The organism is Streptomyces sp. NBC_00328, from assembly GCF_036139655.1.
Lineage (GTDB): Bacteria > Actinomycetota > Actinomycetes > Streptomycetales > Streptomycetaceae > Streptomyces.
Map to the genome: position 1 here is coordinate 9,611,234 of NZ_CP108013.1, position 20,489 is coordinate 9,631,722.

At 68.6% G+C, this 20,489-nt stretch carries 22 protein-coding genes, 2 pseudogenes and 1 riboswitch; of the genes and pseudogenes, 14 read left to right on the top strand and 10 right to left on the bottom strand.

Features of this window, described 5'->3' with window-relative positions:
* Window positions 1-37 precede the first annotated feature (37 nt).
* Window positions 38-211, bottom strand: a pseudogene (locus OG485_RS42415) (IS5/IS1182 family transposase); the annotation flags it as partial.
* A 288-nt stretch (window positions 212-499) separates the two neighbouring features.
* Here OG485_RS42415 and OG485_RS42420 point away from each other — a divergent pair.
* On the top strand, window positions 500-1,327 hold the full coding sequence (locus OG485_RS42420) for a restriction endonuclease (protein WP_328674169.1): 828 nt from the start codon (window positions 500-502) through the stop codon (window positions 1,325-1,327).
* 73 nt (window positions 1,328-1,400) lie between these two features.
* Complete coding sequence (locus tag OG485_RS42425; RefSeq protein WP_328674170.1) at window positions 1,401-1,748, top strand: hypothetical protein; 348 nt, start codon at window positions 1,401-1,403, stop codon at window positions 1,746-1,748.
* A 211-nt stretch (window positions 1,749-1,959) separates the two neighbouring features.
* Here OG485_RS42425 and OG485_RS42430 read toward each other — a convergent pair whose 3' ends face one another.
* Both OG485_RS42430 and OG485_RS42435 read right to left on the bottom strand, forming a co-directional pair.
* The gene (locus tag OG485_RS42430) at window positions 1,960-2,130 is read right to left on the bottom strand and encodes a hypothetical protein (protein ID WP_328674171.1); all 171 of its coding nucleotides are present in this window, start codon (window positions 2,128-2,130) and stop codon (window positions 1,960-1,962) included.
* A 74-nt stretch (window positions 2,131-2,204) separates the two neighbouring features.
* Window positions 2,205-2,996, bottom strand: coding sequence for a PIG-L deacetylase family protein (locus tag OG485_RS42435; protein WP_328674172.1), 792 nt, complete (start codon window positions 2,994-2,996; stop codon window positions 2,205-2,207).
* Between the two features lie 244 nt (window positions 2,997-3,240).
* On the opposite strand from OG485_RS42435, the gene OG485_RS42440 reads away from it, so the two are divergent.
* Both OG485_RS42440 and OG485_RS42445 read left to right on the top strand, forming a co-directional pair.
* On the top strand, window positions 3,241-3,873 hold the full coding sequence (locus tag OG485_RS42440; RefSeq protein WP_328674173.1) for a hypothetical protein: 633 nt from the start codon (window positions 3,241-3,243) through the stop codon (window positions 3,871-3,873).
* A 53-nt stretch (window positions 3,874-3,926) separates the two neighbouring features.
* Window positions 3,927-4,358 (top strand): hypothetical protein, encoded by a 432-nt coding sequence (locus OG485_RS42445; protein WP_328674174.1) that lies wholly within the window; start codon window positions 3,927-3,929, stop codon window positions 4,356-4,358.
* Window positions 4,359-4,412: 54 nt separating this feature from the next.
* On the opposite strand, the gene OG485_RS42450 is transcribed toward OG485_RS42445, so the two are convergent.
* A complete protein-coding gene (locus tag OG485_RS42450; RefSeq protein WP_328674175.1) occupies window positions 4,413-5,336 on the bottom strand; it encodes an immunity 49 family protein in 924 nt (307 codons plus the stop codon).
* 534 nt (window positions 5,337-5,870) lie between these two features.
* Between OG485_RS42450 and OG485_RS42455 the strand changes: the two genes are divergently transcribed.
* Entirely contained in the window at window positions 5,871-6,269 is a 399-nt protein-coding gene (locus OG485_RS42455; RefSeq protein WP_328674176.1) for a hypothetical protein, read from the top strand.
* Window positions 6,270-6,462: 193 nt separating this feature from the next.
* Here the strand turns inward: OG485_RS42455 and OG485_RS42460 are convergent, their stop codons facing one another.
* Window positions 6,463-6,753 carry a hypothetical protein gene (locus tag OG485_RS42460; protein ID WP_328674177.1) on the bottom strand — a complete coding sequence of 97 codons (291 nt, stop codon included), beginning with the start codon at window positions 6,751-6,753 and terminating at the stop codon, window positions 6,463-6,465.
* A gap of 335 nt (window positions 6,754-7,088) precedes the next feature.
* Here OG485_RS42460 and OG485_RS42465 point away from each other — a divergent pair, with 335 nt between their 5' ends.
* Window positions 7,089-7,799: a DUF4232 domain-containing protein gene (locus tag OG485_RS42465; protein WP_328674178.1), complete on the top strand. Its 711-nt coding sequence runs from the start codon at window positions 7,089-7,091 to the stop codon at window positions 7,797-7,799.
* A gap of 208 nt (window positions 7,800-8,007) precedes the next feature.
* A complete protein-coding gene (locus OG485_RS42470) occupies window positions 8,008-8,520 on the top strand; it encodes a hypothetical protein (protein ID WP_328674179.1) in 513 nt (170 codons plus the stop codon).
* On the opposite strand, the gene OG485_RS42475 is transcribed toward OG485_RS42470, so the two are convergent.
* Complete coding sequence (locus tag OG485_RS42475) at window positions 8,488-9,282, bottom strand: helix-turn-helix domain-containing protein (protein WP_443048883.1); 795 nt, start codon at window positions 9,280-9,282, stop codon at window positions 8,488-8,490. The two genes, OG485_RS42470 and OG485_RS42475, sit on opposite strands and share 33 nt — an antisense overlap.
* A gap of 432 nt (window positions 9,283-9,714) precedes the next feature.
* Window positions 9,715-10,692: a hypothetical protein gene (locus OG485_RS42480; protein WP_328674181.1), complete on the bottom strand. Its 978-nt coding sequence runs from the start codon at window positions 10,690-10,692 to the stop codon at window positions 9,715-9,717.
* Window positions 10,693-10,996: 304 nt separating this feature from the next.
* On the opposite strand from OG485_RS42480, the gene OG485_RS42485 reads away from it, so the two are divergent.
* The 3 genes from OG485_RS42485 (at window position 10,997) to OG485_RS42495 (ending at window position 14,531) form a co-directional block, all read left to right on the top strand.
* Window positions 10,997-12,253: a pentapeptide repeat-containing protein gene (locus OG485_RS42485; RefSeq protein WP_328674182.1), complete on the top strand. Its 1,257-nt coding sequence runs from the start codon at window positions 10,997-10,999 to the stop codon at window positions 12,251-12,253.
* A complete protein-coding gene (locus OG485_RS42490) occupies window positions 12,234-12,755 on the top strand; it encodes a hypothetical protein (protein WP_328674183.1) in 522 nt (173 codons plus the stop codon). Before OG485_RS42485 ends, OG485_RS42490 begins: the two co-directional genes overlap by 20 nt.
* Window positions 12,756-13,724: 969 nt before the next feature.
* Entirely contained in the window at window positions 13,725-14,531 is an 807-nt protein-coding gene (locus OG485_RS42495) for an IS5 family transposase (RefSeq protein ID WP_328663239.1), read from the top strand.
* Here OG485_RS42495 and OG485_RS42500 read toward each other — a convergent pair.
* Window positions 14,473-14,979, bottom strand: a complete 507-nt coding sequence (locus OG485_RS42500) for a hypothetical protein (RefSeq protein WP_328674192.1) — start codon at window positions 14,977-14,979, stop codon at window positions 14,473-14,475. The two genes, OG485_RS42495 and OG485_RS42500, sit on opposite strands and share 59 nt — an antisense overlap.
* A 283-nt stretch (window positions 14,980-15,262) precedes the next feature.
* Window positions 15,263-15,348, top strand: a riboswitch (ZMP/ZTP riboswitch).
* Window positions 15,349-15,369: 21 nt separating this feature from the next.
* Here OG485_RS42500 and OG485_RS42505 point away from each other — a divergent pair.
* On the top strand, window positions 15,370-16,236 hold the full coding sequence (locus OG485_RS42505) for a bifunctional 5,10-methylenetetrahydrofolate dehydrogenase/5,10-methenyltetrahydrofolate cyclohydrolase (RefSeq protein ID WP_328663592.1): 867 nt from the start codon (window positions 15,370-15,372) through the stop codon (window positions 16,234-16,236).
* 444 nt (window positions 16,237-16,680) lie between these two features.
* Here the strand turns inward: OG485_RS42505 and OG485_RS42510 are convergent, their stop codons facing one another.
* Window positions 16,681-17,148 carry a hypothetical protein gene (locus OG485_RS42510; RefSeq protein WP_328663590.1) on the bottom strand — a complete coding sequence of 156 codons (468 nt, stop codon included), beginning with the start codon at window positions 17,146-17,148 and terminating at the stop codon, window positions 16,681-16,683.
* A 248-nt stretch (window positions 17,149-17,396) separates the two neighbouring features.
* On the opposite strand from OG485_RS42510, the pseudogene OG485_RS42515 reads away from it, so the two are divergent.
* Window positions 17,397-18,610 (top strand): annotated as a pseudogene (locus OG485_RS42515) (RNA-guided endonuclease InsQ/TnpB family protein).
* 230 nt (window positions 18,611-18,840) lie between these two features.
* Here OG485_RS42515 and OG485_RS42520 read toward each other — a convergent pair.
* Window positions 18,841-19,482, bottom strand: coding sequence for a uridine kinase family protein (locus OG485_RS42520; protein WP_328674184.1), 642 nt, complete (start codon window positions 19,480-19,482; stop codon window positions 18,841-18,843).
* Between the two features lie 377 nt (window positions 19,483-19,859).
* Between OG485_RS42520 and OG485_RS42525 the strand changes: the two genes are divergently transcribed.
* Both OG485_RS42525 and OG485_RS42530 read left to right on the top strand, forming a co-directional pair.
* Entirely contained in the window at window positions 19,860-20,063 is a 204-nt protein-coding gene (locus OG485_RS42525; RefSeq protein ID WP_328663588.1) for a hypothetical protein, read from the top strand.
* Window positions 20,060-20,278 carry a hypothetical protein gene (locus OG485_RS42530; protein WP_328663586.1) on the top strand — a complete coding sequence of 73 codons (219 nt, stop codon included), beginning with the start codon at window positions 20,060-20,062 and terminating at the stop codon, window positions 20,276-20,278. Before OG485_RS42525 ends, OG485_RS42530 begins: the two co-directional genes overlap by 4 nt.
* Window positions 20,279-20,489: the final 211 nt, after the last annotated feature.

Below are 20,489 nucleotides of genomic sequence, written 5' to 3' on the forward strand. Positions count from 1 at the left end.
GCACGGCTTATCCCTCGGGCTGGCTGCAAGGTTCTGATCATGATGCTGACCAGAGGAAGATGCCAGCGATATGGAGTCCGGCCAGGTAGGTGGTCGCGGTCTTCTCGTAGCGGGTGGCGATTCCGCGCCACTGCTTCAAGCGGTTGATGCACCGCTCGACGGTGTTGCGCCCCTTGTACGCCTCTCGATTGAAGGCAGGCGGTCTGCCACCAAGGTTGTCAACGACGGGGTGAAGTTTGTGATCGGGCACATCGCCTCGTCCGCGACCTGGCCGGCCGGTCGACTTCCGGGGGCCGCCTGGGACGCGGTGGCTCCGCTCGGTGCCGGCGGGCGCGGAATGCCGGCGCGCAGGTCCACCCCGACGTGCCTGCCGATGGCGGCGAGCCCGTACCTGTCCTCGGGCCGCAAGAGGCGTGCACGACGGAATCCGATAGAACGGCCGCTGCCTGGGAAGACGCGAATTGATCTTCGTTGACATCCCAGGGGAGGAAACATCACCATGGCCGTTCCCGCACGCGCCCGGAGTACCGCGCGCCGCTCCCACCGGTTCGAACTCCGGGCGACGGCCCTCTACTTCGCCCTCCTCGCCGCCATCCTCGCTCTGGTGGGCGCGGCCGCCCGCACCGCGGCTGCGGCCGCGGTGCACCGTCCCGCCTGGGCTGTGGCGCTCGCCCTCATGGGCGTCGGCGCCGTCATGGTCGGCTGCCGCGGGAAGCGCCGCATATCGGCGGCCAGGATTGCGCGCCGCGCGGCCGAAGCCCTGGACGAAGCCACGCAGACGGCGGTCGAAGCGCTTGACGCGGCGTCACCGGATCCCGCCGTCGGCCTGGTCCCCGCCGGGGCCAGCGCCTGCGGCGGCCGCTTCGGCACGGACCCCACCGTCCTGCTTCCCGAGACCGTGCCCGAGGCGCCCGCGGACACGGTGGAGATCGCCTATGAGGCCCTGGACCCGGACGAGTTCGAACAGGCGGTGGCCGAACTGTGTCGGCGCGACGGCTGTCTCGACGTGGACGTCGTGGGCGGGGCCGGGGACCTGGGCGCCGACGTCGTGGCGAGGACGCCCGACGGGCGCTCGGTCGTCATCCAGTGCAAGCGGTACTGCGACGGCAACCGGGTCGGCTCGCAGGACCTGCAGCGCTTCGGCGGCACCTGCTTCACCGTTCACGGCGCCGATGTCGCCGTCGTGGTCACCACCAGCGACTTCACCGCCCCCGCGCTCGACTACGCAGAGCAGTGCGGCATCGTGTGCGTCGACGGTCCGCAACTGCGCCGCTGGCAGGAAGGTGCGGGACCGCGGCCGTGGGAGGCGCAGCCGCTGGCGGCCTGAGGCGGGTCGCGTTGACGGTTCGATCTCAGGGCCTGCTGAGTCCGAAGGAACTGCTGCCTGCGACGATGCGCTGGTGAGCCATGACCTTGCGGTGTGGGACGGCGACCGTCCACTCGACGACGACCAAGCGGGCTCGACCTACGACGAGCTCTACGAGCGCTACCTGGAGTCGGACGACGTTGCCGTGCCTCCGGTGCCGCGCATCAGGGCCTACGTGGAAGCGCTCGTCGAGCGATATCCGGACGACGTCGCTCGCAGCGTATGGGCGTCCCCGCCGGTCATCGAGGAGGCATCGGGGCCGATGGTGTACCTGCTCATGTCCTACGGCAAGGCGGAGGAGGTGTCCGAGTACGCCGCTGCGCTGGCTCGTGAGCACGCACTCGTCTGCTTCGACCCGCAGGGAGAATGCCTCCGACCGTGATCTGCCTGTTCGTTCAGCGGGCGGACCAGAGGCAGATACCCGCGACGAGGAGGCCGGCGCGGTAGACCGTGGCACAGCCACGGCCCGGCCAGCCCCGCGGCTTTCCCGGTGACACCACAGCCGCGAGCAACCGGCGCCGAGCCCGAGGATGCGACCGGCTGAGCCGATGATGGTCGTCGCCCCCCGGAGGACCAGACAAGGTACGCGGCCTCTACCGTCCGGCCGGGCGGGTACGGCGGCGGAGCAGCTCCATCCCCAGGACGAGCAGCAGCTGTTCCCCGGCCTGGTCGAACTGCTCCTGGAGGGTGGGCTCGCCGAAGAGGCCGGCCAGCTCTCCGGCGCCGGCGGCGAGGTCGCCGCGCTGGGCGAGGCAGTCAGCCATGGAGGCGCGGTGGACGGCGCGGGCTCACTCCATCCGCGCACCCCAGGAGCGTGGATGGGGATCGGGCGCGGGGATCACAGTGACAGTACGTGCGAGACTGCCGGAGCGGGGACGGCGCTGGCACGGGTGAAGTATTCGGTGGCCAGGATTCGGTCGCGGGTTGCCTCATCGAGGCGGGCCAGCAGTGCAGGCAGGGGGCGTTGGCCTTCGAGCTGGCTGGTGTGTGAGCAGATCGCGGTCCACTTCTGCGCCAGCCAGGGTGTCACGTCCACGGTCGCGGCCACGTCCTTGTCCTCCATGCTGAGCAGTGTCTTGCCGACGCCTGTCAGTAGTGGCCCGAGGTCGCCGATTGCGGAGTGCGGGTGCGTGGCCCCGTACAGAGCTCGGGTCCGCCATGGCTCACCCGCCCCATGGTGAATCCGGCCGATTCCAGCAGCCTCCACGGCAAGCAGAACCACTTGGTGGGTTCGACGGTGATCCGGGTGGCCGGTGAGCTGGCCGAGCGCGTCATGTGTGACGACGACATCGGGACGGAACTGCCGGATGTGCGCCACGATCTGAGCGACGGCGTCGTCCAGGTTCACCTCGCACCAACGGGGCCGGCCGGGCGCCGAGGACGGGTTACGGGCATCGCCGTATCCGAGCATGCGCGGCTCGCCCGCGTCCAGAACGGTCAATGCCGCGGCGAGCTCGGCGGCCCGCGCGGTGCCTTGGGCCCAGGTCGCGGTGACGACGGCCGTGCGGGCACCGGCGGCGGCATGCTGGGCGAGCACACCGCCAGCGAGCAGACTTTCGTCGTCAGGGTGGGCGAAAACGCCGAGCAGCGACGGCAGAGCAGACCTGGTCGTGGAAGCAGACGTCGCCAAAGCAGAAACCTCGTTCCTTGTCGTGAGCGGATCGACGATACGGGCTCGGGCGGGTGTGCGACACAGGGGCAACCAGCCAGTACACGGCTTGCCCTCCTCGCCGGACCTCGCCGTCGTGGTGGCTTTCTCGTCGGGTGAGCTGCACCGATCCGGATCGGCGGCGGGGACGTTCGGAGTGTCTCGCGAACGAAGGTTTTCGTTCGATCACTTCGTGGGCTCTTGGTTCGGTCAGTAGGGTGCGTGCATGCTGGCAGAGGACAGGGCCACCGACGCCGTGGTGCAACGGCTATTGGTGGTGGGCGGGCCTGGAAGCGGCAAGACCACCTTGGCGCGCTCCTTGGCGGCTGCGCTGGGACTGCCACATCACGACCTTGACCGAGTGGCCTACAGCCCACCTCCCGATGGGCAGAATGCGCCGTTCTGGCAGTGGGTCCGGGCTTCTGACGATCAGCGCAGGGAACGGGCCGCTTGCCTCGCGGCGACCGGCGGATGGGTGGCCGATGGTCTCTACGCCGGCTGGACCGCGCCCCTGCGTGATGCCGCTGACGTGATCCTTTGGCTTGACCTGCCGGCCCGCATCACGGCATGGCGCGTATTGGGACGAGCGGCCGAAGACCGGCGCCGCGGTGGGCAGGACTGGGATCTGCGTTCCGTTCGCCGTGTTGCCCGGGGCGCACTCAGCTACCGGCGTCGGCCGGAGGGGACTGCCGATCAGCTTCGTGAGCGAGACGGCGCCAACAGCAGCCGAACGCTGGCAGCCTTCCTCCAGCCGGTCAGCGACCGGGTCCTCCGGTGCGACAGCCCAGGCGCAGTTCGCCAGGCCGTCCGCGAGATTACGCACCGCCGACCTTCAGAGCCCCGCAACAGCAGCTCTTGATCAGCGCTCGAGCACGACTGCGAAATTGACGTCTTAGGGACCAGGGTCTCCTGATGACCGACTACCGGGGTGAGCCTCTCGGCGGTGTGCTCCAGCGCTATGCCGAGTCCTCCGCCGCGGCGGAGCAACTCGCGGGAGTGCTGGGCGAGGCTGGTTCCGTCATCGAGTACCAGACGTACAGCGAGGTGCCCGGCGGGAGCGGGGCGACGGCTTCGGACCACTTCTTGGCTGTGCTCGCTGCAGACCTCCAGCACCGGGGGATCGAGTATCCGCTGGAGGCGTATCGGATCTACAGCTTCCTCACCCGCTGCGCGGGGGAGATGCGGACCGCTTTGGCCCTGCTCGAGGTCTCCGGGGAGGTGCTTCAGAGCGACGACGAAGTCCAGCGGTATGCCGAGTCGTCCTTGACGGCCGTGCAGCTCGCGGGAGTGCTGGGCAAGGCCTACTCCGCTGTCGGGCACCGCGAGCCGGCACCACAGGGCTGAGCCTGACCGTTCGACGGGATCGGTCAACGTGGTCGTCATCGCGGCGCCGTCCGCCTACTGCTGCGGGGCACTCACCAGCGCTTCGGGCAGATAGGCGGACCGGATGCCCAATTGCCAGCCGTGCGCAAGACAGGCGAGGGCGGCCAGCGTGACGGCACCCACCGGAAGCAGGCTGCGGGCAGCCGGGTCGGCCCCGACGCTCTCGCGATGCGCCACGAGCCGTTCCTCAAGGGCCCGCTCGAACGCGTCCTGATCGTCGTCGAGGAGAACGCGCAACAGCCGCTGGTCCCCAGTCAGTGTCCCAGCCGCATCGAGCTGTTCGGCCGCGCGCGCCCGCTCGGCAGCATCCGGCTTGCCCAGCGGCACCGGCCCCGGAAGTGCGCCGGGATAGCGTCCCTGGACGACATTCAGGTAGTCGCACAGGGCGTCCATCTCGGCGAGATCGGCCGGGTACGACACCGACTCCCGCTTCGAGTACGGAACGCCGTCACGGATGGCGGGCGCATAGTCCTCGCGCAGCAGGGGGCCGATCACCCGGTCCCGGTCCCATATCAGGCCGCTGATCACGGCCCACGTGAACGCATCGGTCCACGTCCGTGCCGTGGTCACCGGGTGGTCCGGCTCCCACTCCTCCTCGTAGTGAAGCTCCTCGCTGCTGAGGGTCTTCGTCACGAGCGGGAGAGGGACCGAGAAGTCGCCGTCGGGGAAACACGCGAGGCTCAGCACGCCCAGGGCGCACTCCGCCGCTGTGATCAGCGCGGTGCGCGAGTCGGGCGTACACAGGGCCGGGTCGCGGACGCTGCGCACGGCGACGTGGTCGGCTAGCTCTTCGCCGAGTTCCCTGAGCCCTCGCCGCAGCGGCATGTCGCCGTAGCGCATCTCGTGCCACCGGCCGAAGGCCCGACCCCACATGTCCTCGAGGGCCTGCTCGATCCGCTCTTTTGCGACGGTGTGACGTGCTACTTCTTTGATCGTCATGCCTGCCATCCTGGCAGTGCCCACCGACAGTGCAGTCCCCAGCAAGTCGTCGGATCCTCCTGGCCCGGGCCCACACGGACGGCCCACGCCAGTCACCATTGGTCCACCAGGGCGGCCCGCGCCGTCTGTGGGACGGGCGAGCCTGACGCCTACTGGCGGGCGGCCGCCCTGCTTGAGCAGCCCCTACCGCTGAGAGTGAACGCGCGCCGTCCGAAGGCGACTTGTGTCATCGTGGGCTCCACGTCTGGTCCGTCACTCCCCCCGTGGTGACGGACCAGACTCCTTTGTGGCGCCGCTGACCATAGGTGCGGCCGCGGGAACAGCCGAGGACCTGCAGCGGATGTGAGTGGAACCGTGCCAGAGAGCTGATGGGGCCTCTACGATGGGTAACCACATACGCGGGAGCGCAAGGGGGTGGCCGTGGAGCCGGATACCGGGCCTGAGGCCATCAAGCCACGCCCCGACTACCCGCCGAGGACGCCTCCGCCTCCGAAGAAGCCGCCGTCGCCGCCACCGCCGCAGACCGGGCTCCCCATGTCTCAGCGGTCCGGCCGCGTGGGCCGACCGGTGATGAAGAACCGTCAGGGCGCCTCATGGTCCCTGGAGGCGCAGCCCTGGGCGCCGGGAAAGGCCTTCACCGAAGTGACCGGACGGCTCGGCAAATGGGGCCTGAAGGCGCCGGACGCGCTGGAAGCACTGGTACGCCACCTGGTGACCACGGTCGTGGCGGACGGTGGCCGGCACATCAGCCTCCACCTCGCCGAGCAGAACAATCAGGCACTCGTTCTGGCCTTCAGCCACCAGCCCCATCCGTCGCAGCCGTGGGACGACGATGTCCTGACCCGTCTGCGTGAACTCGGCGCGGCCAGCTGCGGGACGGAGATGACCGGCGAGGGCCGTCAGGTGTGGGCTGTACTCGACCTGGCGTCCTGACCCCGCCTTCACTCTCACGGCCTTTCCAGAGCGGCGGCAGGGCGACCCGCCTACGCCATGGCGGCGGCCACCGTCTCAAGGACGGCACGCTGCCGCGGGTCCATAGGGACGTCGATCTGGCGCAACGAGCGAAGCGTGGTGCCTTCGACGCACAGCCGGCACAGCCCGATCACCGGCATCGGACCGGCCCCGATCAGGTGTGCGAGATAGAGCTCTCGTAGACGGGCCGGTAGCAGCCGGGGCGCAACCGGCAGTCCTCGAGTTCGTCCGCCGGCGGCGCGTCCGGACCGAGCAGCGGCACGATCCGCAGGAGGTTCTCCCCGGCTTCGGCCCACAGCCCTATCGGTCGTTCCGCGCTCCGCTCGAAGGCGACGTCGCCGTCGGGGCCTTCGCTGGTACGGACCCGGGCCGGCGTGCCGACGCCTTCCTCGGGCTGGCTGGGCGTGAACGCCAGGACGGTCCTGCATCCAGGCCCCTCGGTCACGCCGAAGACGTGGCCGCGCCCGGCAGCGGTCTGGGTTTCGCGGGGGTCACGTGCGCGGTGGACCGCTGGTGAACCGTTTCGCGGATGGGCGGGGGCGCCTGGTGGCCCTGCTCTGTGCCGCAGCAGCCGAAGGCGCTGCACCACTGACGGGCACGGCGTGAACACCGGTGTGTCTGGGCCCAGTTGCCTTGTTACCGAATGCGGACAGAACCGGGTGAACGATGCTTGTCCCGGCGTCATCTCATGGGGTGTAGCGAAACAGCCGATGCGGACAGCCGCCCTGCGAAAGCAAGGGAAGGCGCCGTGTCCTGACAGATCACGGGGGATCTTTCATCATGACCACGTACCGTGCCCGTCGTACCGCCCGTACCGCCGCTCTGGCCACCGTCACCGCCGCGCTGGCGCTGGGCCTGACCGCCTGTGGCGGCGCCGACGGCGGCTCGAAGGCGGCGGGCCGCGACCACAGCGCGGGGACCGCCCAGAGCCGGTCCGCATCCGACGGGGACGCCAAGGGCAGCGCGGCGCAGGCCAACAGCAGTGGTGACACCAAGGAAGGGGCGCCCTCGGCGACCGCCGCGGGCGGGGCGCAGGAGATCGCGAGCAAGGGCACAACGGCCGGCGCCCAGCAGTGCCGCGGAGACGAGATGCTGGTCACCGCGGTGCACAGGTTCGCCGGCCAGCAGGGTGACCACCTGCTGCTCACCGCGGTGAACGAGGGCACCAAGCCCTGCTGGGTCACCTCCTACCCGGCCGTGGTACTCGACTGGAACACCAACAACGTCGCGCTGCCGCACTCCACGAAGGACACCCCGGGCGGCGACAAGCACATCACGCTCCAGCCCGGAGGCAAGGTATACAGCGCGGTGAACCTCTTCGACTACGGCTCCAAGAACCACACGGCGCAGTCACTCGCCTTCGCGCTGCGCGGCGAGGACGGTCGCCCCGGCCCCTCCTACTCCGTCGTCAGCAAGGGTCAGAACCAGAAGTTCACCTGGAACGAGGCCGACGTGCTGAACTGGAACGCCAAGAAGCCGTACGACTTCTGACGGTCCGCTGGTGACGCGTCACCGCCTTCCCGCACGTCCACGGCCGGCAACTCGCAAGGCTCCCGGGCGGTCAGCGGACCAGTGACTCGGCGAGATCACCGGAGGCTGGCTTTGTTCACCAAGAATGGTTCTGGCGCAGGTTCCGTGCAGCCGTGACTGAGCGTTGCAAGCCGGGAGGCGGCTGCCTCGCTGGTCCGGGCTGGATTTGATGCGGCCCTACGAGGTTAAGGTGCTGATTCACAGAACGAGGAGAGCCGGCGTGCACGACAGACCGCGGATGGAGGAAGCCCTCGATCTCATGCGTGCCGAGCTGGAGGTCGAGCGATCCACGAAGACCGAGTTGACCACTCGAGCTGCATGGCTGGCCTTCATACGATTCGGGCGGCAGCGCTTTGCCACCGCGCCCGCACCCGACTCAGACGGCTTGCTCTTCCAGTACGGCACGTACGCCTTCAGCGGGCGACCGATGTTCACTGTGGACCTCACGCGACAGTTCGACATCAGTGACGGCGACGGTGAGCACGACCACTACGTACAGGTTCACTGCGAACTCCGCTACGAGTGTGAACCCGCCCTGGACGCCCTGGGAAGCTTCGACTCCTGGTTCTTTCACGACGCCAATGCGGACCTCGACGAGTGGCTCGCCGCCATGGAGGGGCACCTCGGACCGTTGCTTGCTCGTGGGCCCTCAGAGATCGATGTGTACGAGGAGTCGGTATAGGTCGTCACGTAAGCAGGACTCGCAATGGTCAGGGCCTGGCCGTCGGCCGGCCGCAGGCCGCCGTAGACCCAGGTTTTCTCCGGTCCGCGGCTGTGGTCGAGCTCCGCTTTGATCCGGTGTCCGTCCGGTGACCAGGCGGGTGCGGGCGGAAAGGTCCGCGGGATCACCGGCCCCAGCTCGTCGGCGCAGATCACCGTCGGGCGGGCGGGTGGGTGTAGAGGCCGATGATCCGTGTCCTTTTGGGACGAAGTCCGGGTCCTTCGAGCGCATCCAGGACCGGGTGCGGCGCCAGCGCACGCCCTCGGCGAGCAGGATGAGTCTGACCTGTGAGCGACCCACCTCGGTGCCTTCGGCCCGTGCTGCTGCGGCCAGGGAATCCAGCGTCCACTCGGGCGGTCCTGACTCGTCGAAGGCCCACAGTTCCCCGACGGGCTCCCGCCGCAGTCGTCCCGGCGGGACGGTCTTGACCAGGGAGATGATCCGGGATCGTTCCTGCTCGGTGATGCGTCGCTTGCGGCCCTGCCCGCCCAGATCATCCAGTCCCTGCAGGCCCAGGCGGTTGAAGCGGTGCAGCCGGCAGCGGACCGTTTTCTGGCTGCAGTCCAGCTCCACGGCGATCGCAGGGACCCGCAGCCCCGACCGGCTCAGCTCGATCATCCGGGCCCGCGTCACCACATCCCGAGGAGCCTTCCGTGCCCGCGACAGCCTGCGAACGACGGCCCGCTCGTCCCCGTCACGCCCCGGTCGTGCCCATGAAACCATCGGCCGGCACCCGCCCCCGGGCACCCTCAACTACCCCGCCACCAGGACATATACCCAGTCAAAGAGGAATCCAGCACTAGTACTGGCGCTGTGCGAGACCTTCTTCGCCCATCGCCCGCGGAGGACGTAGTCCGGTCCCGTGAGAGCGGTTACGGGACCGGGCTACGGCTGAGGACTCTGGATCGGGCAGCGGAAGCCAGAGTCCTCAGCGCTCGCGTTTCAGGTTCGGGCCCGTGTACGCGATCTCTGGTGAAACGATCTCCAGAGCTGACGGACACGCTCGGAGTGGGTGAAGGCCACAATCAACGCGCTCTGCTCGTTCCTGCAATCGGCCAGCCGATCACGCGATGTGGCTCCGCCTGACACCCGCCGCCCGGCGAGGCTGCTGCTCTCGCGTGCGGCCGGTAGCGAACAGGGGCCTGGACTGGCCGGTCAGGCTGCCTGATTGGTGGCTGTGGGGCGGTCGTCGAGGACAATGGTGGTGACCTGGGCGCCGTCGGGCCGGGTGTGGGTGGTGTCGGTGACGGCGAGCTGGGTGCGTTGGTAGACCGCGCAGGCCAGGGCCCAGGTGGCCATATCTTCGTCGACGGAGGCGTAGTCGTCGCTGACTTTGCGCATGGTGACCAGGACAGCCAGGACAGAGCGGCCGGACAGAGACGTCTCGATCATTCCGTCGTCAAGGTCGTTGATGCGTTCGGGGAGGCGGAAGTGGGGGTGCTGGGAGGTCTGCTCGATCAGGAACGACCACGTGTCCCGATGGCAGATCACGCGGGCCGAAGCGATGGCTGCGGCCCGCAGCACGCTCTCCAGGTGCTGAGCGTGGTCCTCCTTGCGCTGCTGTTCGGCATCCCCCGAGGCTGGGGCCGCTGGGTCCACCGAAGGCTCTGCCGGGGCGGCGCCAACCGCCGGAGATACCTGTGTAGCGGCTGCCGGCACGGTGACGACCTCCGGCAGTCCGTTCCGGTCCCGCTGTTCTTCCTCGCCGTCACTGACCGGGCCAGGGATCTCGTTCACTGCCTCTTCCCTCCACCCGTTACCGGTCTCGACGTCCGTCACATCCAGCGGCCGCGGTTCGCGCTGCTCAAGCTCCAAAGACGACCCGCGCTCTGCGGCGCCCGCCGGGTCCGGTGTACCAACGATGTGCGAGAACGCCTGCGCGAGCTCCCGCCGCAACGCCTCAACCCCGGTACGCGCATCCGCCAGGTCGGTGAGCATCTTCTCCTGGCGGCGCCGCAGCTCCCGGTTCTCCTCGCGCAGTCCTGTGGTGCCCTGCTGGACCGTCTCCAGAACCTTGCGGCGCAGGTCTTCCTGGTCCTTGCGTAATCCTGCGAGTCCGCTGGAAGAGTCGTTTACTACCCGTCGTATCTCGCCCAGTTCGCCCAGGATCTTCTCGAAATCTCGCCGTGCCACACAGCCCCCTCGCAGTTGACCGGTCAACCAGCCCATCCCTCCCCAAACAGGCATCCGCTGACGCGATGGTTTCCAGCCCTTTGCCTGGCTTGCGTGCAATCGCAGAGAATCTGATGCGCCGGAAACAGCAGCCAAGTGTCGGCGACGGCTGAAGAGTGGACCAGGGGGCCACTCTGAGGGCAAGACTTGCAACTGCTTCACTGTGCTCGATCGTCCTTCGGGTATGCCGAACCCGAACCCCGCACTGTCTCCAACTCCGCCTGACTGGCCGCACTGTGGCCACGGTACGACTCCGGGGGACCCGGTGGGTTGTCGCGGCATCCACATTCCCGGCCACACGGCATGCCTCGCCCACCTGGATGACTCCGACCGCGACGCCTACCTGGCCAGCCTGGCCCCCGATTCCGACGTCGACCATCGCGGCACCTCCTTCACCGAACCTCTTCTCAATGCGCTCCTTGACTCCCTCCGCGACCCGGCAACCGGACACCCCCGTCTCGGCTCCGCCAGGTTCGAGTCAGCAACTTTCGAGGGTGATGCCCAGTTCGGGTCGGCGATCTTCCATGGTGAGGCCAGGTTCGAGTCGGCGATCTTCGAGAGAGCCCCCCTGTTCAGGTCCGCGATTTTCCAGGGTGATGCCGGGTTCGAGTCGGTGAATTTCCATGGTGAGGCCAGGTTCGAGTCAGCGACCTTTGAGAGCGCCGCCTGGTTCCGGTCGGCGACCTTCCAAAACAGCGCCGTATTCAGCTCGGCGAACTTCGGTGGCTACGCCGGGTTCGCGTCAGTGACCTTCCGGGGCAACGCCTGGTTCCGCCTGGCGACCTTCCGGGGCGATGCCTGGTTCCGGTCGGCGGCTTTCGGGGGCGATGCCCATTTCGGGTCGGCGACCTTCAAGAGCGCCGCATGGTTCCAGCTGGCGGCCTTCGCGAGTCATGCGGGATTCGAGCGGGCGGTCTTCGAGCGGTTGGCCAGACTCGGACCGTTGGTCTGTGCCGCGAAGCTGGTGTTGTCCGGGGCAGTGTTCAGCGGACCGGTGAATCTCTCGTTCGCCGCCCGCCACCTGGAATGCCGACGGACGCGCTGGTCGTCGACGGCGGAGGTGCGTCTTCGCTACGCCACAGTCGATTTCTCTCACGCGGTCTTCGAGTACCCGCTCACGATCGCCGCAGAGCAGGATCCCTTCGTACTCGCCGGCGGCACGCAGTTGCCGGAGGCCCTCCTTGGGGATGGGCCCGATGCGGCGGTGCGGATGGCGTCGCTGCGCGGGGTTGACGCCGCGCACCTGGTGCTGGCCGACGTCGACTTGTCGGAATGCTTGTTCACCGGGACGGTGCATTTGGACCAGGTACGACTGGAGGGCGCCTGCCTGTTCGCCGAAGTCCCGTCCGGCCTCCATTGGCAGCGCTGGCGTCCCGTGCGATTTACTCGTCGTCGTCTGCTCGCTGAAGAGCATCACTGGCGCGCGCAGGCCGCGAGCCGTCCCGGGCTGGACACCAGGTGGTACCGACACCGCACACGTCGGGCCGCTGCAGCTGGCCCCGGTGTACCGGGCACTGCGTAAAGCGTTCGAGGACGGCAAGCACGAGCCCGGTGCAGCCGACTTCTACTACGGCGAGATGGAGATGCGCCGCAACGCCGATGACATCCCTCCAGCCGAGAGGCGCCTACTCGCCGCTTATTGGATGCTGTCCGGCTACGGCCTGCGCGCCTCCCGCGCCCTTCTCTGGCTCGCCGCGGCCATGCTGGCCACGATCGTGCTCCTCATGGGCTTCGGGCTCCCCCGCGACGACCCGAAGCAGGAAGCGACCGGCATCGTGCCGTCGGGCGGCGGCCGTGTGACTTTCGAGATCGGCAAGGACGATCCGCGTAACCCCACCGGGAACCGGTTCACCGGTGAGCGCTTCGAGAAGGCCCTGAACGTTGTCCTGAACTCGGTCGTGTTCCGCTCCGCCGACCAGGAGCTGACCACCACCGGCACCTACATCGAGATGACCTCCCGGCTGACAGAGCCCATCCTTTTGGGCCTGGCGGTTCTGGCCGTCCGCAATCGCGTCAAACGCTGACCCCATTACCCGTCAGGGATGCGACAGGCACCCCCTGCCCCAACAGCCTGACCAATGCCTCGTCACCAGGGCATGCCGAGTTCGTCGAGTTTTGCACGGCGTTCGGGGGTGAGCTTGTCGGCTCTGCGTCGGGTGTTGTCCAACCCCCACCCAGTCGCAGACCCACGACCTCCCGGCCCTCCTCGAGCCGCTGCGTCGGATCCAGGTGCCGAGGTCTTCGCCTTGCACGATCATGTCGCCCGCCGGTACCGGCAGGGTTTTGCCGGCTCGGACGTGTGTGAGCGGCGTTTCGAGTTCGGCGACGCGCTTGGCCTCCCCAGGCTGCCGGCGGCGTCGTGGCGCCGTACGTCTGGGAGTTGCTGGTGGGGTTGGTGGTTAGGGGGTGGGGTGGGGGGTTTGTAGTTCGGTGAGGACGGTGGCTCCTCTGGTTTCGGTGAGGTCGACGGAGGCGAGGACGGAGGGGGGATGGCGAGGCTGGGCAGGATGTGCGCGGGCGCGGTCTGTGGGGGCCCGGGTGCTGCGGGGGTACCGGGTGGTGGGGGTGCAACGCCGATGAGAACGCAGCAGTCAACGTCGCGGCAGGACAGGGCGGGATTCCCCGCCCCCGGCGCTCAGCCGGTGCCGGAGGGACGACACCGCCCGAACAGCGGTCGAGCGTCCGTGAACCCCAACCCAGCCGGGTTGGAATCCCCCTCGTTTAACTGGCTGTTCTCTATCCGGCCGTGTGATCGGTGGGGTTCGAACAGGGGCCTGGTTCGGGTGAGTTGTTCTGTGTGCAGGCATGGAAGAAGGGCCTCTTGGTAGCTCGCGGATGTCGAGTCCAGCGAGAAGCAAGAGGCCCTGTTGTCGAAGTGTCGCGTGGTCACGGTTGCCGAGTCCAGTTGGTCCACTCGTGGGTGTGACTGCCTCGCCCACAGGTTCGGGAACGCGGCCGACCGGCCGGATCGCCGGCCCCGGTACGGCTCGGACATGAGCGATTCCGAGTGGGCTCTGGTGAAGGATCTGCTGCCAGTTCCGGGCTGGCTGGCAGGCCGGGGCGGCCGACCGGAGGGCTACTGCCACCGGCAGATGATCGACGCGGTGCGCTACCTCGTCGACAACGGCATCAAGTGGCGGGCGATGCCGTCCGACTTCCCGCCCTGGCCGCGTGTCTACGCCTTCTTCGCCCGCTGGCGGGACGCCGGCCTCGTGACCGAGTTGCACGAACGGCTCCGTGAGGCCGTCCGCACCAGCGAGGGCCGCGGCCCGGAACCCAGTGCCGCGGTCGTGGACTCGCAGTCGGTGAAGGCGGACGCCACCGTCGCCCACGCCTCACGCGGGTTCGACGCGGGCAAGAAGATCAACGGGCGCAAGCGGCATCTGCTCACCGACACGCTCGGACTTCTGCTGAACGTGCTGGTCACACCGGCGTCCACGACCGACCGGGACGCCGCCCGGATCCTTCTGCCCGCGGCAAAGGAGGGCTTTCGGCGGCTGACGCGGGTCTGGGCCGACGGCGGCTACACCGGCCACCTCACCGACTGGACCAGCCGGCATCTCGGGCTCGTCCTCGACGTCGTCCGCCGTCATGAGGACGTCCAAGGTTTCCAGGCACTGCCCCGCCGCTGGGTCGTCGAAAGATCCTTCGCCTGGCTCCTGCGCAGCCGGCGTCTGGTCCGGGACTACGAGCGACGCACCGACACCAGCGAAGCCGTCATCCGCTGGTCGATGATCGCACTCATGAGCCGCCGTCTGGCCGCCCGACATGATCAACCTGTTCCGACGGCGGCGTCGTGAACCTTCCCGGCTTCGCCTCCACCAGCCAGCCCCGTTCCACCAGCCTCTTCAACCGTGCTCTCGCACCCTCGACGCGTGAGACGGAGGCACTGTCCCAGCCGAGTACCACCGCTGTCCGCCGGGCACCCAACCCCTCGACTCCGGCCTCCGCCGCGGCAGCCATCACCGCCCGGTAGTCCACCGACAGATCCTCGACCCCGACCGCGTTCTCCCGATGCGGCACCGCACGGCGCGGACCCACCGGCTTCTTCCGCGACGGCCCGCCGACCACCACGGCCGGCGCTTCCTCCTCGGCCAGCGCCTCCAGATACTGCTCGAGCCCGATCACCCGACGCCTGAGGACTTCTTCGGCGTCCGCCAAGTCCGCCCGCACCCGCTCCAGTTCGGCTTCGAGCTCCTCCACCCGCACCACCGCGGCCTTCCGCCGCGCTTCCAGAACCGCCCGCATCGACGGCATCCGCCACCCCCGCAACATCTCGACCGGCAACAAGCCGAGACTTCCGCGACAGATGCCATCCCATGTCTGACCAGCGGAATCCGCACACAAGGTTCGGAAAGAGAACGACCTCTAAGAGGGGGAGGATGTCAAGTGGCCATCGTCGAGCGCAAGCGGCACGGGAACGCTGACGAGAATGGACGTCGGTCCGGAAAGGGGACGGACCGTGGCGAGTCGCTCCCCAACTGGGAAGAGAACGCTGACCGGTGTGAGCATGCTGCGTCTACTACAGTGTGGCGTGGGCCGTGACTGGCGCTGAGGTGGAGCACCACCGGGGAGCGGTCTGACGAGACGTCGTTGCCGTGCGCCTGGGCGAGTGGTCAGCAACGCCTGGAGGCAACGATGTCCGCGACTCGGACGGCCCAGCTCATGGACGGCACCAACCTCGCCGAACGCATCATCGAAGAGGCTGCTGTCAAGGCGGCAGAGATCTCACGGCGTGGGGGAACCAGCCCCTGTCTCGCGACGGTGCTGGTGGGGGAGGACCCCGCGTCGGCCACCTACGTCCGCATGAAACGGGCGCGGTGCGCGAAGGCGGGCATCCAGTCCCGGCACATCGCTTTGCCCGCCACCACCACGACCGCCGAACTGATCGACACCCTCGCCGGCCTGTCCGGCGATCCGGACGTGCACGGCATCCTGCTCCAGCACCCTTGCGGCCCACACATCGACGAGCGAGCGGCGTTCGAGGCCATCGCCCCGGAGAAGGATGTCGACGGGGTCACCATGCATTCGTTCGCCGCGATGAGCTTCGCGCTGCCGGGCTTTATGTCCTGCACTCCAGGCGGAATCATGCGACTGCTGGAGGCGTACGACGTCGACCTCGCCGGCAAGCACGCCGTCGTGGTGGGCCGCAGCCCGATTCTTGGCAAGCCGGCCGGGATGCTCCTGCTCGCCAAGAACGCAACGGTGACGTACTGCCACTCCCGCACAGCGGACCTGTCGGCGATCGTCCGGGAAGCAGACGTCGTGGTAGCGGCCGTGGGACGGCCCCGGTTGATCCGGGGTGAGGACATCAAGCCCGGCGCGGTGGTGATCGACGCCGGATACAACCCGGGCAACGTCGGCGACGTGGACTTCGACACCGCCCGCACCCGCGCCTGTCTGATCACTCCGGTGCCCGGCGGCGTCGGGCCGATGACCATCGCCGTCCTGCTGGCGCAGACCGTGGACGCCGCCGCGAACCAGCTCGGAATCCAGCACCGATGACCTCCTGACCAGCAGCCCCTTGGCACCAGGCCAGAAGGGTCCCGCTCGGAATGGAAGACCTCGTAATCGGGCTGGCTGACAGTTCGTTCTGACAGCGGCTCGCCACCCGTGAGGGCGGTGAGCCGCCGAGGACGCGGATCCGCCGAGTGTCAGCCGGCCTAGGCGGGTGCCTCGGCTCGTGCCCGGTGCGGGCAGGGGCTGCTGAGCACTACTACGACCCGGAGGCAAGAGAGTTCAACTTCTCCGCGAAGCCGATCCCGGGCGACGACAACCAGACGGGGCGGCAACATCCTGAAGAGCTTCTACGCCAAGAACCGCATCATCGACGGAATGGATGACGGCTTCATCGTGAAGATCGCCACCTGACCTGACCTGACCTGACCTGACCTGACCTGCGCTGCGGCGGGAGCGACCCTGGCACCGGCCGCTCCCGCTGCAGCCGGTTCACGATTCGGCGGGCCAGAACTGCACGAGGTAGCGCTCCACACCGTGGCCGGTGCCCTCGCCTTCCGACAGGGCTGCGGCCTCGGCCCGGCCCGCACAGTGGACCCGGACGCGCCACGAACCGCCCGAATCCGCCAGCGTGATCAGGTCGTCCATCCGGCCCGTGTGCATGGACCACACGGCTACCTGACCACTGGCCGACTCGAAGTCGGCCTCGGCCACCTCATCCCAGTCGGCCCGTTCCTGCTGGGGCGGAGGCCCGTCCCACACTTCGACGCCGACCACGGCGGTATGGGTATGGCCACCGCTGGTGATGTCCAGACGTCCCGGGTGAGTGCTGAGGAACGCACGCCGGTTGAAGTCGTCCGGGAAGGGGACCGGCAGATCCGCGTCGCCGGACTCCTGCAACCCGAAGGCGTGAAAGCCCACGTAGGCATCCACATCCTGCTGCCGCACAAGCTCTGCCATGAGCGCCCCCTCGACATCACACACGGCCGGCCATCCCCGAGATCGTAGGCCCGTGCCATCCCTTGTTCTCGCAGGGAATCCCGGCCTTCAGGTCGGACGGGAATGCGATCCTCGGTCTGGAGGCGCGAAGCGCCGGAGATCACTGCGCTTGTGTGGTGACGGTCATGCCGGGCGCTTCTGGTTCCCGATGTGGTGACAAACGCCAAGACAGTAGGATCAAGTCAGCCTGACCGGAGGGGGTGGGCTGGATGATCCGTGCGTACAAGTTCCTGCTGCGGCCCACCGTCCGTCAGGCCCAGGCGCTCGCCGAGATGCTGCGCGATCACTGCTCTCTCTACAACGGGGCCTTACAGGAACGCCGTGACGCCTGGCGGCACGTCTCGAAGAGCACCGTCAAGTACGGGATGCAGTCCGCGCAGCTCAAGGAGATCCGGCGTTCGACCCTGAACGTCAGGGCCGCTGGTCGTTCAGCTCGCAGCAGGCGACGTTGCGCCGCCTGGACAAGGCGATGCAGGCGTTCTTCCGGCGGGTCAAGTCCGGAGAGATCCCGGGGTACCCGCGTTTTCGCGGGGTGAACTGGTTCGACACGGTGGACTTTCCGAAGGACGGGGACGGCTGCCGGTGGAACTCCACTCCGCATGACCCGGTCACCCGCGTCCGCCTCCAGGGCATCGGCCACGTCAAGGTCAACCAGCACCGCCCGGTGCCCGGCAGGGTCAAGACCGTCTCGGTCAAGCGTGAGGGCCGTAAGTGGTTCGTCGTGCTCAGCGTCGAACAAGACCAGCCGGAGCCACTGCCCGCGACCGGCAGCGTGGTCGGGATCGACCTGGGCATCGCGAACTTCCTCGCCGACTCGAACGGCGCCTTCGTGGCCAACCCGCGCCACGGCCGCCGCGCGGCCGCCAAGCTCGAAGCTGCGCAGCAGGCCCTGTCCCGGTTCCCCCGCTGCAAGGCCGGGAACCGCACCGGCAACCACCGGCGCGCGGTGGACAAGGTCGCCCAGCTCCACGGCAAGGTGCGCCGCCAGCGCCTCGACCACGCACACAAGACCGCGCTCGACCTGGTCCGCGCATACGACGTCATCGCGCACGAAGACCTCAAGATCCGCAACATGAGCAAGGCCCCCGCCCCGAAGCCCGACCCCGACCGGCCGGGCACCTTCCTGCCCAACGGGGCGGCCGCCAAAGCCGGGCTCAACAAGTCGATCAACGATGCCGGATGGGGGGTGTTCTTGACGATTCTGCACGCCAAGGCTGAAAGCGCCGGACGGGAAGTGATCGCCGTGGACCCCCGCGACACCTCCCGCACCTGCCCCCACTGCGGGCACACCGCCAAGGAGAACCGGCCCACACAGGAGAAGTTCCACTGCGTCGCCTGCGGACATATAGCGCACGCCGACACAGTGGGAGCACTCAACGTTCTACGGGCCGGGCTGGTCCGTCGCAACGCCAACCCGGCGTAACGAGAAGCCTCCGGCTTCAGCCGGGGGAGGAGTCACCGGGAGTCCTGTGACCGGGGCGCGTCCGGTATCGGCTCGCCCTCTGCCGGGGCTATGTCGCCGCTGCAGTTCGCCTGGCTGCAGGTGAACTGGATCGGTCGTGATCCATCTGAGAGCTCGCCGGGGGTTGGGCTGTGTTGCCGCAAGGATGATCACGCGGCGTCCCTCGCCGGGGCCGGTGTCCCCGGGACACGTCACAGCGCGAACACCGGGACCCCGGGGGTACGGGTCACACCGCACACCCCCCGTGCCCACGAGGGCGCCGCGGACGGCGGCGCGAGGGCCGGCCCGATCAGCGGCATGACGGCCGCCAGCATCTCCGCCTCGCTCGCGGTCCCGTCCACGACCAGATCGGCCGCTGCCCGGGAGGGCGCGACATGGGCTGCGTGGCGGTCCCTGCCGGTCTGCAGATAGTTGCGCAGGGACAGCCGGGGGTCCTGCCGCTGCACCTCGATCTTCCGGAGGATCTTGCGGGCCAGGCGTATGTCGTCGGGGGTGTCGACGTACACCCGCCACGCCGCCCGCCGGACCACGGACGGCAGTGACAGCGCGAACAGGCCCTCGACCACCACCAGCAGCACGCCGGGGCGCAGCAGCGCCGCGTCGATGGCGTGTGCCACCGCTGTCTCGTCGATCGACCCCGGATGGTTCCAGTCGAGGACGGCGTGCCCGTCGGCACTGACCGTCCACACACCCATCAGGGGGTCGTGCGCGGGCACGTAGTAGTCGTCCAGATGGACCAGCGCCACGCTCTCGGGACACTGTAGCGACAGGGCTTCGGCAAGGGTGGACTTGCCGGATGCGGTGCCGCCTGCGACCGCCAGTACACCCGTCATACGGGCGCTCCTCATGTGCTCAAAGGGGATAGACGAAGCGGCCGGACAAGCCGGGTGCAGGGAATGTACGGCGGCGTGATCGCCTATGGCAAGCAGGGAAACGCGGCCCGGTTCAGCGGAGACCCGGGGCCGCGACCTTCGGTCGAGCTGCGCACCGGTCTCGGCGATGCCGCGGACCTTCAGCGCGGCGTAACGGCCCTTGGGCGCGGGCGTGACGTCAACGCGCGGGAACGAGTAGTTATGCACCTGACCGACGTCTGCTCACCACGGCGGCCGCCGTCACCGCCCTCCTCGCGACCACCCTGTCCGCTGCTGCGCCGACCGCTGCCGCTTTCGCACCGTGCACATCGACATGGCCGGCCGTCCAGAAGGTGGCCGTGCGCAAGCAGGCGTGGAACGAGGGACCGGTCGCGACGACACGTTCGCCGATCGTGCGCTACCTGCGCCGGGGCGAGCGGGTGCGGTCGTGCATCGTCACCGTCGGCCGGGACTCGTCGCAGTACCACGAGTGCGGCGGCGGAAGCCTGCGGCGGGTCGTACCCGGAGGCCAGGTACCGTCCGGATGCCTGCGCCGAGCATGAGCAGACAAGCAGACCCTGTGCACCGCGACCACGACCCGGCCCTCACACTCACCCTCGCCGTTCTGACCAGCAGCATGCTGCTGATGTCCTGCTGGATAGGCCCGCTCACCCCGTCCGTCGCCGTGGCCGTCCCCGTCGTCACCGCCTACGCAGCACCCCGCCTCGCCCACCGCCTGGCCCTCCGCCAACTGCTGCGCGACGTGCCCGGTGCGTGACACACGGCGCGCCCCGCACAGGATGTCCGGTAACGCGGAAGGGCCGTCCGTCATGGGCGGCCCTTCCGAAAGACAAATCCGGGGCCCGGGGCCCCGGATGGCACGATCAGGCAGCAGTTTCCCCGCCAGCGCCGCCGTCTATTTCAGTGCGGCCGGGACTTCTTGATCTGCTGTCACCCGGGACTGTTCGGCATCGGCATCGGCGTCGGCG